This is a genomic window from Nocardioides sp. Z38_18, assembly GCF_058215695.1.
Genome location: NZ_JBZAJE010000002.1, coordinates 1,062,911 through 1,078,039 on the forward strand (window position 1 = coordinate 1,062,911; position 15,129 = coordinate 1,078,039).

The following is a 15,129-nucleotide window of genomic DNA, read 5'->3' on the forward strand; positions in this document are numbered from 1 at the left end:
AGACACTTCCGGCGATCTCGCCGGTCAGTTGGGAGTTCTCGTGCTGGTGCTGGTGCTGATCCTCGGCCTTGTGATGAACGCGGTGGCCCTGCCACTGGCCGCTCGGAGAGTGTTGTTCCTCTACCGCGCGATCACGTCCGGGCAACCCGCCCCGGACCGGATCGAGGGCGTCACCAAGCGCGCGGGCACTGCGCTCAAGCGCCAGCTGGTCGAGGTCCTCGGCCAGAAGAAGCTGCTCAAGTGGACGGTGCCCGGCACCGCCCACTTCTTCGTGATGTGGGCGTTCTTCATCCTGGCTACGGTGTACGTCGAGGCCTACGGCTCGCTGCTCAAGCTCCTGTTCACCGGCGGCAAGGGCCCGATGGACTGGGCCATCCCGCTGGTCGGCCACTGGGCCGTCCTGGGCTTCCTGCAGGACTTCATCGCCATGATGGCGCTGTTCGGCCTGTTCGCGTTCTACATGATCCGGATGCGGAACCAGCCCAAGAAGCTCGGCCGCAAGTCCCGGTTCTTCGGCTCGCACCTCAGTGGCGCGTGGATCACGCTGTTCATGATCTTCAACGTCATCTGGACGATGTTCCTGTTCCGCGGCGCCTCGGCCGCGCTGGGCAACCTGCCCTACAAGGACGGCGCGTTCATCTCGATCGGCCTCGGCAAGCTGATGGACGGCCTCTCCCACACCGCCCTCGAGGTGATCGAGGGGATCGGCCTGCTGCTGCACATCGGCGTGATGCTGGTGTTCTTGATCTTCGTGCTGAACTCCAAGCACCTGCACATCTTCCTCGCGCCGCTCAACGTGCTGTTCGGTCGCACCCCCAAGGCGCTGGGCTCGGCCAAGATGATGATGAGCGACGGCAAGCCCCTGACCCTCGACGACCTCGAGGAGCTCGACGAGGACGCCAAGCTCGGCGTCGGCGCCTCCGAGGACTTCAGCTGGAAGGGCATCCTCGACTTCGCGACCTGCACCGAGTGCGGTCGCTGCCAGGACCAGTGCCCGGCGTGGAACACCGAGAAGCCGCTGTCCCCCAAGCTGATGATCATGGCGCTGCGCGACCACTCGCTGTCGAAGGCGCCGTACGTGATGGCCGACGAGGGCAAGCGCGAGAACCTCCTCGAGAACAACCCGAAGCTGGCCAAGGAGGTCGAGCGGCCGCTGGTCGGCGACACCGGCGACGACTGGTTCTACATGCCCGAGGACGGCTCCGGCGTCATCGACCCCGACGTGCTCTGGTCCTGCGTGACCTGCGGCGCCTGCGTCGAGCAGTGCCCGGTCGACATCGAGCACGTCGACCACATCGTCGACATGCGCCGCTACCAGGTGCTGGTGGAGTCCAACTTCCCCGCCGAGCTCAACGGCCTCTTCAAGGGCCTGGAGAACAAGGGCAACCCCTGGAACATGTCCTCCACGGCGCGGATGGACTGGGCCAAGGACCTGCCGTTCGAGGTCAAGGTCGTCGGCGACGACATCGAGTCCCTCGACGAGGTCGAGTGGCTGTTCTGGGTCGGCTGCGCCGGCGCCTACGAGGACCGTGCCAAGAAGACGACCCGTGCGGTCGCCGAGCTGCTCGACATGGCCGGGGTCTCGTTCGCCGTGCTCGGCAACGGCGAGACCTGCACCGGTGACTCCGCTCGCCGCGCCGGGAACGAGTTCGTCTTCCAGGGCCTGGCCGCGGAGAACATCGAGACCTTCAAGGAGTACAAGGTCAAGAAGGCGGTGACCACCTGCGCCCACTGCTTCAACACCTTGAAGAACGAGTACCGCCAGCTCGGGATCGAGCTCGAGGTGGTGCACCACACCCAGCTGCTCAACCAGCTGGTGCGCGAGAAGAAGCTCGCCCCGGTGGCCACCGACTCCAACAGCCCCAAGCGCTCGATCACCTACCACGACCCCTGCTACATCGGTCGCCACAACGGCGTCTACTCGCCGCCGCGCGAGCTGCTCAGCGTGATCCCCGACGCCGAGCTGACCGAGATGCCGCGCAACTCCGAGCGGTCCTTCTGCTGTGGCGCCGGTGGCGCCCGGATGTGGATGGAGGAGACCATCGGCACGCGGATCAACGAGACCCGCACGATGGAGGCCGTCGAGACCGGCGCCGACCAGATCGCCGTCGGCTGCCCGTTCTGCCGCGTGATGCTCTCCGACGGGCTCACCTCGGCGCAGAGCGACGGCAAGGCCCGCGAGGAGGTCGAGGTCCTCGACGTCGCGCAGATGCTGCTGGCCTCGGTCAAGGGCGAGAGCGCGCGGCCCGCGAAGAAGGCGGCCGCGAGCAGCGCCAAGGCCGGCGCCGGCGCTGCCGCCGGTGGCACCGCCACCGCGACGATCGAGCGCGAGGACGAGGCGACCAAGGCCGAGCCCGACGCGGGCGACGTCACGCAGACCGAGGACACCGTGACCAAGACCGAGGACGTCGGTCCGGGCGCCAAGGCCAGCGGCGGCAGCTCGCTGTTCGACCTCGGTGACGAGCCCTCGGGCGACGAGGCGATGCACCAGGAGGACACCTCGAAGTACGACGAGGCACCCGAGGCGAAGTCGACGACCGTCGGCTCGCTCTTCGACCTCGACGACTCCTCCACCGAGGAGGCGGAGGCCCCCGCTTCGGAGGCCCCGGCTTCGGAGGCCCCGGCCGAGAAGCCGGCTGCCAGCTCCTCGAACGGTTCCTCGGCACCGGCCGAGACCGTTCCTTCGGGTGGGTCGCTGTTCGACATCGAGGCACCGGCCGAGGAGCCCGCACCCGCGGCCTCCGACGCCGGCACCCCGGCCGACCAGGACGCCGCAGCCGACTCCACCACCGACGGCCCCACCGACCGCAGCCAGGACGACGCCGACACCGACGTCGCCCCCGAAGCGGACCAGACGGAGCCCGAGGTCGAGCCCAAGGCTGTCGCGGAGAAGCCGGCCGCATCCAGCGGTACGGCGGCCACCCCGGCCAACTCCATCCCCGAGGGCGGATCCCTGTTCGACATCGAGGCCCCCGCCGAGGAGCCCGCACCCGCGGCCTCCCAGCCGGAGACCCCCGCCGACCAGGACGCCGCAGCCGACTCCACCACCGACGGCCCCACCGACCGCAGCCAGGACGATGCCGACACCGACGTCGCCCCCGAAGCGGACCAGACGGAGCCCGAGGTCGAGCCCGAGGCTGTCGCGGAGAAGCCGGCCGCATCCAGCGGTACGACGGCCACCCCGGCCAGCTCCATCCCCGAGGGCGGCTCCCTGTTCGACATCGAGGCCCCCGCCGAGGAGCCCGCACCCGCGGCCTCCCAGCCGGAGACCCCGGCCGACCAGGACGCCGCGGCCGACTCCACCACCGACGGCCCCACCGACCGCAGCCAGGACGACGCCGACACCGACGTCGCCCCCGAAGCGGACCAGACGGAGCCCGAGGCTGTCGCGGAGCCCCCTGCGGACTCGGACGCCGATGCGCCGGTGACCTCGCTGCGTGACATCAAGGCCAAGCACGAGAGCGACTCGGCGCAGTCCGACGAGGGCGGCTCAGCGGTCCTCTCGGAGTCGTCGGAGCCCGAGGCGGAGGCCGCGCCCGACGAGGACGCACCGGCCGCGAAGGACGAGGAGCCCGAGGATGAGAAGCCCAAGCCGGCCTCCTCCGGCGAGGCCCACCAGCCCCGCACCGACGCCCAGATCGGCGAAGGCGGCTCGCTCTTCGACCTCTGAGTCACCCGTTCGGCAGTAGCAAGAAGATCCCCGGCACCTGGTGCCGGGGATCTTCTGCGTTCCGGGGCCAGGTGCCAGAATCAGGTCGGGAGAGCCGAGCCAGCTGTGCCGGCCCAACGGGCTGCGCGGCGTCGTACGACGGGACCACGGCACGTCTCAGGCCCGGGGCGAGGGTGCGCGCTGCCGGTACGACGACCGGGCGCAGTTTCCCGGGTTATGAACCAAAACTGCCTCTTCACACACACCACGCCGTGTGTGAAGAGGCAGAACGGGTTCATAACCCGGGAAACCGGACCAGAGCCGACCCACGAAGGGTCAGGACTTCATCGCGACGCCCTCGCGCCAGTAGCCCATGAAGGCGACCTGGGCGCGCTCCATGCCCAGCTCGGTGACCAAGCTGCGGCGCAGGGCCTTGACCATCCAGGACTCGCCGGCGATCCAGGCGTAGGTGTCGTCGAGGTCGTGGCCCAGGGAGTGGGTGTGCAGCTGCGCCTCGACGTCCTCGCCGGCCGAGGAGTACCTCGGGGTCTCCCACACGTCGATGTCCAGGTCGCTGGGCAGGTCGGGGAGGGCCTCGAAGTCCTTGGAGGGGGGCAGGCCCAGGTGGCGGCGTACGTCCTGGACGAGGCGGCGGCCGCAGGCGTCGTCGTTGCGGGGGCACCACTTCACCTCGAAGCCCTCCGGCACCCGGAGGTCGAGGATGTCGGCGCTGGACGGGACCTGGATGAACACCTCGCCGGTGTGGCCGGGTCCGAGGTCCGCCAGGATCCGGGTCAGCGCGGGCACTGCGGTCTCGTCGCCGACCAGGATCAGGTGCTTGCGGCCGGCGGGGTCGAACTCGGTGCCGCCGTACTGGGTGAGCCGGTGCGGCGCGATCACCTGGACGACGTCGCCCGGGGTCGCGGTCAGCGCCCAGCGGCAGGCAGGTCCCTGGCCGTGCCCGGTGTCGGGGTGTACGACGAAGTCCACCACCAGGCGCACGTCGAGGCCCTCTCGGACGACCTCGCGGATCGTGTAGGTGCGCATCGGCGAACGCACCTCGTCCGGGGCGCTCATCCAGCGCTGGTAGTAGTCGTCCGGGGACTCGGGGATCACGGGGAGCTGCCCGGTGCCACCGGGAAAGACGATCTTGAACCGGGTGTCGAAGCCCTCCTCGGCGAGGTCGGCGAAGGCGGGGCTGGCCAGCTGGACGCGGACGAAGGCGGGGCTGATCCGGGTGATGGAGTGCACGCTCGCCTCGGTGAGCAGAACGCTGGGTGCCTCGGTGTCCTGGATGGTGGTCATGGCGTCCTCCGGTCGTGGGACCCCCGAACGCGCCAGTGCGCCGGTCGAGAGTTAGGCCAGCCTAACCTCTACTCCGCACTGCCGTCCAAGGGTCTCGCCACACGAAGGCGAGGGAGGTCCCGGAGCGGGACGCGAGACTCAGATCCGCGTGCGCTGGAAGTTCGCGTAGGAACGCGAGGGGGTCGGCCCCCGCTGTCCCTGGTAGCGCGAGCCGTACTTGGCCGAGCCGTAGGGGTGCTCGGCCGGGGAGCTGAGCCGGAAGAAGCACAGCTGGCCGATCTTCATCCCCGGGTAGAGCTTGATCGGCAGCGTGGCCACGTTGGCCAGCTCCAGCGTCACGTGACCGCTGAACCCGGGGTCGACGAAACCGGCGGTCGCGTGCGTGAGCAGGCCCAGGCGGCCCAGGGAGGACTTCCCCTCCACCCGCGCGGCGAGGTCGTCGGGCAGCGTGACCACCTCGAGGGTGGACCCGAGCACGAACTCGCCCGGGTGCAGGATGAACGGCTCGTCGCCGTCGGGCTCGACCTCGCGGGTCAGGTCCGACTGGTCGGCCGCCGGGTCGATGTGCGGGTAGCGGTGGTTCTCGAAGACGCGGAAGTAGCGGTCGAGCCGGAAGTCGATGCTCGAGGGCTGGATCATCGCCTCGTCATAGGGCTCCACCACGACCCGCTCAGCCTTGATCTCGGCCAGGATGTCGCGGTCTGAGAGAAGCACGCGGACAACCTACCCCGCGACGTCGGCCAGGGCATCGGCACCGGAGAATGGTGACCCATGACGTCACCTGGACCGTTCACCCGCTTCGTCGCACTGGGCGACTCCTTCACCGAGGGCGTCGGTGACCCGGACGCGGATCGACCCAACGGTCTCCGCGGCTGGGCCGACCGGGTCGCCGAGGTGCTCGCGACCCGGAGCGACGACTTCGGCTACGCCAACCTCGCCATCCGCGGCCGCAAGCTCCAGCAGGTCATCGACGAGCAGCTCGAGCCCGCCCTGGCCCTGGAGCCCGACCTGGTCACGATCTACGCCGGGGCCAACGACGTGCTCCGCCCCCGGGTCGACCTCGACGGCCTGGCAGCGGCGTACGACGGGGCGATCGCCCGCCTGAGCGCCACCGGCGCCCAGGTGGTGATGTTCACGATCTTCGACCCGGGCAAGTCGAAGATCTACGCGGCCGTCCGCGGACGGATGGCGCTCTACAACGAGTTCGTCCGGGAGATCAGCGATCGCCACGGCACCCTGCTCGTCGACATGTGGCGGATGCGCGACCAGGACCTCGCGGAGGTGATGGACACCGACCGGATGCACCTCAACCCCGCCGGGCACCAGCACATCGCGAACGCGGTCCTGGACGCTCTCGGCGTCCCGCACGAGCAGCTCCAGCTCGAACGGACCCCGCTCCCGGTCCTGAGCCGGCGCGAGCAGCTGCGGGCCAACGCGGAGTGGACCCGGGAGTTCCTCGCGCCCTGGGTGCACCGCCGCGTCACGGGGCGCTCCTCGGGCGACAGCGTCTCCCCGAAGCGTCCGAAGCTGGGCCCCATCTGATCCGGCAGAGCTTTCGGGTAACCTCTCCTGCGTCGGCGTCCGAAGCAGCACTCGGGCCCGGCGTGCGGATGTAGCTCAGCTGGTAGAGCGCGACCTTCCCAAGGTCGATGTCGCGAGTTCGAATCTCGTCATCCGCTCCATATGGGTCGCAGCCTCAGCAGCGACCGTCGCTCCACTCCAGCTTCAGCCCGGCCCAGTCGCCTGCCGAGCTTCCTCCCGCAGCCGTGAGCGAGAGCTCAGCCCCGCGATGCGCCTCGAGGTACGCCCGCTCGAACGTGACCGCGAAGCCACCGGCGTCCGACGGATCGACCGTGGCCCCGACGCCCTCGCCTGACCCGCAGGGCGACGGCTCGGAGCCGTCGTCGAGGTCGGAGGGGATCTGGGTGGACAGGTAGGTCACCCGCGCCTCGATGCCGTGATCGCCCAGCGCCCGCTCCAGACCCGCGGGATCCGTGAGCCGGTTGACGGTCATCACCACGTCACCGTTCTCACGCTGCTCCACGGCGAAGGCGGGTGAAGTGCCGATGGTGGTGGCACCGACCACCGCAGCAGCGACGGCGACTGCGACAGCCAGGGCACTCGCGAGAGTCCGGCGTCGGACGGTGGCGCGGGAGCGTCGTACAGCAGGCTCACCGCTGGTGAGGATGTGCTGCAGCGTGGCGGCCGACCAGGCGGCGTCGAGAGGCTGCGGTTCCGGGCGGATCCGCTCGAGGACGTTCATGGCAGCTCCTTCAGGGGCGTCGGTCGGAGTTCTGGTCGTGGCGGCGTCGATCCGTGGAGCAGGGCTGCCCGCGCGCGGCTGAGTCGCCGGCGAAACGTCGCCGGCTTGATGCCCAGGACGGCTGCTGCCTGGTCGTTCGAGAGCCCGTCCCAGCTGACGAGGAGCAGCGCCTCGCGATGCTTCTCGTCGAGTCGAGCGAGCCGTTCCAGGGCCTCGCGCCGGGTGAGGGCCATGTCGGCCGAGTCGGCGGCGTAGGAAGCCACCCCGTCGAGCAGTGCGACCCGCTCCTCCAGGGCGCGGTGACGCCGTACCGTCCGGGCTCGGTTCTGGATGACCTTGCGGGCAGCCACCAGCAGCCAGGCGATCGGAGGGTCGGTCACGTCGTTCCAGCGCCGCCAGGCAACCATGAAGGTCTCCGCCACCACGTCGTTCGCGGCCTCCGGACCGACGTGACGCCGAGCGAAGGCCAGCACGTGGGGCCCCTGCTCGTGCCACAGCTCGGTGAATCGTTCCTGCGAGGAGTCCATGCCCGGTAGTGTCCGGCACCGCGCGATTGTGACCGCGGCCGTCGAACATATGGTGGCTGGCGTGACGTTCACCGGTTTCCCTGACGCCGCCCTCGACTTCTACGACGACCTCGAGCTGGACAACACGAAGTCGTTCTGGGAGGCGCACAAGCACGTCTACGACTCCTCGGTGCGCCAGCCGATGCTCGCGCTGACCGCGGAGCTCGCCGAGGAGTTCGGGCCGGCCAAGGTGTTCCGGCCCTACCGCGACGTCCGCTTCGCCAAGGACAAGACGCCCTACAAGAACCACCAGGGCGCGATCGTGGCCGTCGGGCCGGCCACGGGCTACTACGTCGAGGTCGGCTCCCCCGGCGTCCGGGTCAGCGGCGGCTACTACCACGCAGCAGCCCCGGACCTGAGCCGGATCCGCACGGCCATCGACGTGGAGCACTCCGGGATGGAGCTCGAGCGGATCCTGCGTGACCTCGCCAAGGACGGCTTCGAGATCGGTGGCGACCAGCTCAAGACCACGCCCCGCGGGTACGCCGCCGACCACCCCCGCATCGAGCTGCTCCGCTACAAGTCGCTGTCGATGACCAAGTCCTACGGCTTCGAGAACCTGAACACCCCCGACCTCCTCGACCGCGTCCGCGACGACTGGCGCGCCCTGCGCCCCCTCGTGGAGTGGATCCGCGCCCGCGTCGACGCGATCGGCTGAGCGGCCCGGCGTACGGGGCCTGCGGACTCCGGCCGCGTGTGGCGTGGCGTGGTCGCAGCGACCCGGGCCACGCAATTGCTGGGAAAATGCATCCCACGCCGCGATCCGACCGACATTTGCCAGCAAATGCGGGACCTGGGTCGGCGCGCGCCTGAGACCCGCGCGAGCTGAGCGCCCGCGTACGCCGCCCCACGCCGCCCCGCCCGGCCTACTCCGGCTTGCGCAACGTCGCGAGGGTCCGCTCGACCTCCCAGTGGGCGGCCATCGAGACCAGCTTGCCCTCGTCGTCGATCCGGTAGACGGCGATCAGGTCGGTGTCGGCGAGGCTGCCGTCCTCGAGCTCGGTGCTGAAGGTGCCGATGTTCGCGCAGGAGTTGCCGTTGGCGAAGGAGTCGCGGATGGTGAACCGGAACGTCTTCACCGGGGCGATCGCGAGGTCCCAGAAGGCGCTGATCGCCTCGATCCCGTGGTGGCCCTTGCCGTCGGGGTCGAAGAACGACGGCCCGACCGGGTCCTCCACCACGGCGTCCTCGGCCCACAGGGTGAGCCACTCGTCCTTCTGCTTGCGCGAGACGAGGTCGTAGGAGCGCTGGGAGAGGCGGCGTACGGGGTGGTCGCCGTCGGGCGCCTCCCAGGAGATGAACTCGGATTCGATCATCGGCGAACTGTAACGTGTTCCAGTTCTGGCTCCCAGGCCTGCGAAACGGCTCAGTGCGGCTGCCAGGCGTCGTCGTCCTTGGTCCGCGCCTCGACGTCGTCGGGCAGCGTGCGGGCGGCGAGGCCCTCGATGGTCACGTTCTCGAACACCTCGCGCAGGCTGCTGCGGGCCGCGATCCACACGTGCTGCAGGATCTGCGCCGACTCGTTGTAGGAGACCGCTTCGGGGCGCAGCCCGTAGACGCTGACCAGGGGGCCGTCCACCGCGCGGATCACGTCGGCGACGCTGACCTGGGACGGCTTGGTCGCCAGCCGCCAGCCGCCGGACTGGCCGCGCTGGCTGACCACGATGCCGGCGCGGCGCATGTCCGCCAGGATCGCCTGCAGGAAGCCGTGCGGGATCTCCTGGAGCTTGCCGAGCTCCTCCGCGCTCACCGGCCGCCCGTCGTCGCGGTTCGCGATCTCGATGAGTGCCCGGAGGGCGTAATCAGCCTTAGCGGAGACTCGCATGCCCGAAGTCTGTCAGATCGCTTCATTTACCGGACCTGCACGACTCACCCGACCGCCCAGCGACCTCGGCGCGCCCGGATCCGGGCATGGCGCCGGTCACAAAATGCGGAAGCGCTTGCGTGCGGCGCTCCCGCGGCAGATACTGGTTGTTACCGGCCAGTAGCAACCGCACGGCCGAGTTCCGACCAACACAGATGCAGGTGGGTTCGTGAGCCACTACAAGAGCAACATCCGCGACATCGAGTTCAACCTCTTCGAGGTGCTCGGGCGTGACGAGGTCCTGGGGTCCGGCCCCTTCGAGGCGATCGACGCCGAGACCGCTCGCTCGATCCTGACCGAGGTGGAGCGTCTCGCCCGCGAGGACCTGGCTGACTCCTACGAGGACAGCGACCGCAACCCCCCGGTCTTCGACCCCGAGACCCACACCGCCCCGCTGCCCGAGTCGTTCAAGAAGAGCTACCAGGCCTGGCACGAGGCGGAGTACTGGCGCCTGCAGCTCCCCGAGGAGCTCGGCGGCACCCCCGCCCCCGCCAGCCTGGTCTGGGCACTGGGCGAGATGGTGCTCGGCGCCAACGCCCCGATCTGGATGTACGGCGCCGGCCCGGCCTTCGCCTCGATCATCTACCGCAACGGCAACGAGCGGGACAAGAAGATCGCCCAGATCATCATCGACAAGGGCTGGAACACCACCATGGTGCTCACCGAGCCCGACGCCGGCTCCGACGTCGGCGCCGGCCGCGCCAAGGCGACCCAGAACGAGGACGGGTCCTGGAACATCACCGGCGTGAAGCGGTTCATCACCTCCGCCGAGAGCGACCTGTGCGACAACATCATCCACATGGTGCTGGCGCGCCCCCAGGGCGTCGAGGGCAAGGGCGGGCCGGGCACCAAGGGCCTGAGCCTGTTCATCGTCCCCAAGATCCACTTCGACCACGAGACCGGTGAGCTCACCGGCGAGCGCAACGGCGCCTACGTCACCAACGTCGAGCACAAGATGGGCATCAAGGTGTCCAACACCTGCGAGCTCACCTTCGGCGACCCCGGCGTCGGCGGCGGCGAGCCCGCCAAGGGCTGGCTGCTCGGCGAGGTCCACGACGGCATCGCCCAGATGTTCCAGGTGATCGAGAACGCCCGGATGATGGTCGGCTCCAAGGCCATCGCCACCCTCTCCACCGGCTACCTCAACGCGCTCGAGTTCGCCAAGACCCGCGTGCAGGGCGCCGACCTGACCGAGTCCGCGAACAAGACCGCCCCGCGCGTCACGATCACCCACCACCCCGACGTACGACGCTCGCTGATGGTGCAGAAGTCGTTCTCCGAGGCGATGCGCTCGCTGGTGCTCTACACGGCCTCCTGGCAGGACCGGGTGCAGATCGCCGAGCACAACGGCGAGACCGACGAGCTGGCGATGCGGGTCAACGACCTGCTGCTGCCGATCGTGAAGGGCTACGGCTCGGAGCGCTCGTGGGTGCTGCTCGGCACCGAGTCCCTGCAGACCTACGGCGGCTCCGGCTTCCTGACCGAGTACCCCGTGGAGCAGTACGTCCGCGACGCCAAGATCGACACCCTCTACGAGGGCACCACCGCGATCCAGGGCCAGGACTTCTTCTTCCGCAAGATCGTCAAGGACCAAGCCAAGGCCCTGGGCTACCTCGCGGGCGAGATCGAGGGCTTCCTCAAGAGCGAGGGCGGCAACGGGCGGCTCAAGGCCGAGCGCGAGCTCCTGGCCAAGGCGCTCGAGGACGCCCAGGCGCTGGTCGGGCTGATGATCAACACCTTGATGAGCGCGGACGAGTCCGCCGAGGGTGGCGACATCAAGAACATCTACAAGGTGGGCCTGAACACCTCCCGCCTGCTGATGGTGCTCGGCGACGTCGTCTGCGCCTGGCTGCTGCTCAAGGGCGCCGAGGTGGCGCTGGAGAAGCTGGGTGGCGAGGTCTCCGCCAAGGACAAGGCGTTCTACGAGGGCAAGGTCGCGGCTGCGCAGTTCTTCGCGCAGTACAACCTGCCGAAGCTCAGCGCCGAGCTGGCCATCGCCGAGGCCGTGGACCTGTCCCTGATGGAGCTCGACGAAGCAGCCTTCTAGGTCAGGCCCCGCCTGGCTCGCAGTACCTCAGGTGCCCTCCGCGCTTCACTCGAAGCCGCGGAGGGCATCTGACTTTTTCAGCTCGGCCCAGATCTCGTCGCGGAAGCGCTGGGTGAAGCTCACCGTGAGGTGGTCCCGGTCGCGCCACACGACCGTGTCGTCGCGCACGGGCAGGCACAGCGGCCCCCGGGGACAGATCACCGGGTTGACGTTGGCGGTCCACACGTCGTCGCGCTGCGCCGCAACCTCGCGGTAGTAGGAGTCAGCCCGGGGAGCGCTCCGCGGCAGGGGTACGGCGCACTCGCCGATGATCTTCGCCGAGGCCAGGCACTCCACGGCCCGGAAGGTGCCCGGGGTGAGCACCGACTCCAGCACGAGCACCTTCCAGGGCCCCTCGGCGAGCATCGTCAGGGTGCGCTCGGTGGCGCGGGCCTGCCGCTGCTCCAGGGTGTCGTTGGTGTCGTCGGCGTTGACGAGCAGCTTCTCCCACATCTTGGTCTCGCGGGGCTTCTGCACCAGCAGCACCACGTCGGGCTGGAGCTTGGGCAACGCCTTCTCGTACCAGTCGTCGCGGTTCTGGGCGCAGCGCTGCTGGAGCTTCTCGCTGACCCGCTTGTTGACCAGCCCGACCGTCCAGGCGCAGCCGAACAGGATGTTCTCGGAGTAGGTGAAGTCGTGCTCCTCGGCCAGCTTCGCCATCATCGGCCCGAACATCTCGGCCTGGGAGTCGCCCACCACCAGCAGGTGCGGGCCCTTGCCGCGTACGACGGTGCACTGCTCGGGCTGGTCCGCGGGACACGTGCGGATCGTGCCCACGTCCTTGGACACCTGCTCGAAGTCGATGTCGGGCACCGGCTGGCGTCCCTCTGCGGTGGCGTCGACCGGTCGCGTCGCCTCGGTGCCGCCCGAGGCGACCAACGAGGGCTTGCGCGGGCTGTCGAGCACCCCGGGCACCAGCACGGCGACCAGCGCACTGGTCACGACCCCGACGCCGAGCACCCTCCAGCCGAACCGGTTCAGCGCCGGGGCGCGCCGGATCGGGGACTCGAAGACCTGGAAGGACAGGGCGGCGAGGCCGGTGCTGAGCCCGAAGGCGATGACGGCGATCGTCGCCGGGCTCACGGCGAGGAACTCCTTGAGCACCAGGATCACCGGCCAGTGCCACAGGTAGGTGCCGTAGCTGATCTTGCCGAGGTAGACCGGCGTCGGCCGGGCCAGCAGCCGGGTCAGCCCGGCACCGGGGACCAGGCTGAGCCCGGCGATCACCGCCACCGTGGCGACGGTCGCGCCGAGCCCGCGCCAGGTCGGCGTCAGGTCGGCGAGGCCGAAGGCGAGCAGCGCCAGCGCCAGCGCCCCGGTCGTCGCCGCCATCGCGAGCGCTCCCTGCACGGCCTGCGGGACCTGGCCCGAGGAGGCCCAGCGGCGCAGCACGAGCGCCAGCAGCACGCCGGCGAGGAGCTGGTAGATCCGGGCGTCGGTGCCGTAGTAGGCGTGGTTGGCGCTCACCTGCGACCACACCAGCTGGCTGGCGACCGAGGCCACGACGAGCACCACCACGACCCGGGTCAGGTGACGCTCCCAGCGAGCCCCGGTCCGGGCGACGAGCAGGCACAGCGCCGGGAAGAAGAAGTAGAACTGCTCCTCGATCGAGAGCGACCAGAAGTGCAGGAACGGGCTCGGGTCGTTCTCCGCCGCGAAGTAGTCGTTGGCCGTGGTCAGGAAGTGCCAGTTCGCCACGTAGAGCAGGGAGGCCTGGGCGTCGCCGATCATCGGCAGCCGGCGTACGACCGAGGCGATGATCAGGAACAGCGCGACCGTCGAGACGATCACGAGCACCGCTGCCGGCAGCAGCCGGCGGATGCGCCGGCCGTAGAAGGCGCCGAGGCCCAGGGTGCCGGTGCGGTCGAACTCGCTCAGGATGACGTTGCTGACCAGGAAGCCGGAGAGCACGAAGAAGACGTCGACGCCGATGAAGCCGCCGGGCACCTGGGGGAGGTCCGCGTGGAAGAGGAGGACGAGGTAGACCGCCACGGTGCGCAGGCCGTCCAGTGCCGGGCGATAGGTCCACACCCGCGCGAGCCTATCGAGCGGGATCGGTCGATCAGCGGCGCCGTGCGGACGGGTCAGGAGGAGGTTGCAGGCACCGCCAGCGGTGCTCGCCGGCCGGTTCCTTCCCCGTCGCGCGCGCCGGTCTCCTCGCGCTCGCCTGCCTCGTCCGCCTCGTCGGTGACCAGGCCACGACGAGACAGCGCGGGTACGACGCCCTCGGCGAACCGCGCCGGCTCCTCGGGGTCCGGGTGGCCGGAGATGACGAAGTGGTCGATGCCGAGGTCGGCGTACTCGCTGATCCGCTCGCTGACCTCCTCGTAGGACCCGACCAGAGCCGGCCCGGCGTCACCGTGGAGCCACTGCCCCGGCCGCTCGGCCTCGGCGCGGGCCCGGGCACTGGTCTCCCGCGCGACCACGTGCAGGCGGATGCCGTAGGACAGGGCACGTCCGCGCGCGCTGGCCAGCCGGCGGATCCAGTCGATCTTGCCGGCGACCGCGGACGCGGGCTCCCCCGGCGTCAGGTAGGTGTTCGCGTGCTCGGCCGCCACCACCCCGGCCTGCGGCGAGGTCCCGCCGAGCAGGACCTGCGGCAGGGGCACGTCGCTCGCCCACTCCCGGCGCAGGCCGGTGACCAGCTGCGCCGTGTGGGCCTGACGCTGCCGTTCGTCGGGTGAGTCCCCGCCCGCGACCACGTTCAGCAGGAGGCGGCCACCGGAGTACCGCTGGAAGGTCGCGGCCATGCGTGCGGCCAGGACCGGGCCGAGCAGGTCCGGGCGCACGGTGACGGCGAACTTCAGCCGTTCGGTCCCCTCGGCGAGCATCGCCGCGGTCAGCCAGGCGTCCTCGCCCGCGGGTGCGTCCGGGGCCAGTACCGACTCGAAGCCGGACCGCTCGGCGGCCGCGGCCACCGCCTTGAGGTGCTGCAGCGTGGCGGGCCGGTGCTCGCCGCCGGAGGACCCGGGCCTGCCGGGAGCCGGGGAGCCGGGGTCGCCGTACGCCGGCAGGAACCAGTGGAAGGTCAAACTCATGCCAATAAGGTAGCAAGTCGATAGGTTTTAGTTTCTTTGTCCACGCATGACGCGCGTGACCTGATTCCCGGTTTCGCGGGCCCCTGATGGGGGACACTCGCCGCAACCGAAGGGAGCATCACCATGGGAATCGGACTCGGAGTCGTCCTGTTGCTGGTCGGCCTCATCCTCGCCCTGGACGTGGTTGACCTGCCCGCGAGCGTCGACGACGTCGTCGCGACCGACACGCTTGGGTGGATCCTGATCCTCCTGGGCGCGCTCGCGATCGTGCTGGCGCTGGTCATGAACCGGCAGCGTTCACGCTCGACCCACGTGGTCGAGGAACGCCGGGTCGACCCGCCGGCCTAGCCGTACGCTG

The 15,129-nt window shown here is 69.8% G+C and carries 13 protein-coding genes and 1 tRNA gene; 6 read left to right on the forward strand and 8 right to left on the reverse strand.

Translation table 11 applies throughout. The features are described 5' to 3' along the window. Nucleotides 1-40 precede the first annotated feature (40 nt). Complete coding sequence (locus AC4BGC_RS16270; protein ID WP_490556630.1) at nt 41-3,670, forward strand: (Fe-S)-binding protein; 3,630 nt, start codon at nt 41-43, stop codon at nt 3,668-3,670. Between the two features lie 315 nt (nt 3,671-3,985). On the opposite strand, the gene AC4BGC_RS16275 is transcribed toward AC4BGC_RS16270, so the two are convergent. Then, nucleotides 3,986-4,954, reverse strand: coding sequence for a siderophore-interacting protein (locus tag AC4BGC_RS16275; protein WP_490556631.1), 969 nt, complete (start codon nt 4,952-4,954; stop codon nt 3,986-3,988). Nucleotides 4,955-5,092: 138 nt separating this feature from the next. After that, a complete protein-coding gene (dcd, locus tag AC4BGC_RS16280) occupies nt 5,093-5,668 on the reverse strand; it encodes a dCTP deaminase (RefSeq protein ID WP_490547394.1) in 576 nt (191 codons plus the stop codon). A 57-nt stretch (nt 5,669-5,725) separates the two neighbouring features. Between dcd and AC4BGC_RS16285 the strand changes: the two genes are divergently transcribed. Both AC4BGC_RS16285 and AC4BGC_RS16290 read left to right on the forward strand, forming a co-directional pair. Next, nucleotides 5,726-6,496 carry an SGNH/GDSL hydrolase family protein gene (locus tag AC4BGC_RS16285; RefSeq protein WP_490556632.1) on the forward strand — a complete coding sequence of 257 codons (771 nt, stop codon included), beginning with the start codon at nt 5,726-5,728 and terminating at the stop codon, nt 6,494-6,496. Nucleotides 6,497-6,560: 64 nt separating this feature from the next. Further along, nucleotides 6,561-6,636 (forward strand) — tRNA-Gly (locus AC4BGC_RS16290). Nucleotides 6,637-6,650: 14 nt separating this feature from the next. Here the strand turns inward: AC4BGC_RS16290 and AC4BGC_RS16295 are convergent. Beyond that, nucleotides 6,651-7,217: a hypothetical protein gene (locus AC4BGC_RS16295; RefSeq protein WP_490556633.1), complete on the reverse strand. Its 567-nt coding sequence runs from the start codon at nt 7,215-7,217 to the stop codon at nt 6,651-6,653. Next, nucleotides 7,214-7,744, reverse strand: a complete 531-nt coding sequence (locus AC4BGC_RS16300; RefSeq protein ID WP_490556634.1) for an RNA polymerase sigma factor — start codon at nt 7,742-7,744, stop codon at nt 7,214-7,216. Before AC4BGC_RS16300 ends, AC4BGC_RS16295 begins: the two co-directional genes overlap by 4 nt. 61 nt (nt 7,745-7,805) lie before the next feature. Here AC4BGC_RS16300 and AC4BGC_RS16305 point away from each other — a divergent pair, with 61 nt between their 5' ends. Further along, the gene (locus tag AC4BGC_RS16305; protein WP_490547390.1) at nt 7,806-8,441 is read left to right on the forward strand and encodes a DUF2461 domain-containing protein; all 636 of its coding nucleotides are present in this window, start codon (nt 7,806-7,808) and stop codon (nt 8,439-8,441) included. Between the two features lie 208 nt (nt 8,442-8,649). Here the strand turns inward: AC4BGC_RS16305 and AC4BGC_RS16310 are convergent, their stop codons facing one another. Together AC4BGC_RS16310 and AC4BGC_RS16315 are read right to left on the reverse strand one after the other, a co-directional pair. Beyond that, nucleotides 8,650-9,099: a nuclear transport factor 2 family protein gene (locus AC4BGC_RS16310; protein ID WP_490556635.1), complete on the reverse strand. Its 450-nt coding sequence runs from the start codon at nt 9,097-9,099 to the stop codon at nt 8,650-8,652. 50 nt (nt 9,100-9,149) lie between these two features. After that, nucleotides 9,150-9,608, reverse strand: a complete 459-nt coding sequence (locus AC4BGC_RS16315; protein ID WP_490547388.1) for an RrF2 family transcriptional regulator — start codon at nt 9,606-9,608, stop codon at nt 9,150-9,152. A 208-nt stretch (nt 9,609-9,816) separates the two neighbouring features. Between AC4BGC_RS16315 and AC4BGC_RS16320 the strand changes: the two genes are divergently transcribed. After that, nucleotides 9,817-11,694: an acyl-CoA dehydrogenase gene (locus tag AC4BGC_RS16320; protein ID WP_490556636.1), complete on the forward strand. Its 1,878-nt coding sequence runs from the start codon at nt 9,817-9,819 to the stop codon at nt 11,692-11,694. A 45-nt stretch (nt 11,695-11,739) separates the two neighbouring features. Here AC4BGC_RS16320 and AC4BGC_RS16325 read toward each other — a convergent pair whose 3' ends face one another. Together AC4BGC_RS16325 and AC4BGC_RS16330 are read right to left on the reverse strand one after the other, a co-directional pair. Beyond that, nucleotides 11,740-13,764, reverse strand: coding sequence for an acyltransferase family protein (locus AC4BGC_RS16325; protein ID WP_490556637.1), 2,025 nt, complete (start codon nt 13,762-13,764; stop codon nt 11,740-11,742). Nucleotides 13,765-13,817: 53 nt separating this feature from the next. Continuing rightward, a complete protein-coding gene (locus AC4BGC_RS16330; RefSeq protein WP_490556638.1) occupies nt 13,818-14,771 on the reverse strand; it encodes an LLM class flavin-dependent oxidoreductase in 954 nt (317 codons plus the stop codon). Between the two features lie 123 nt (nt 14,772-14,894). Between AC4BGC_RS16330 and AC4BGC_RS16335 the strand changes: the two genes are divergently transcribed. Further along, nucleotides 14,895-15,119: a DUF6458 family protein gene (locus AC4BGC_RS16335; RefSeq protein ID WP_490547384.1), complete on the forward strand. Its 225-nt coding sequence runs from the start codon at nt 14,895-14,897 to the stop codon at nt 15,117-15,119. The last annotated feature ends 10 nt before the right edge of the window (nt 15,120-15,129 follow it).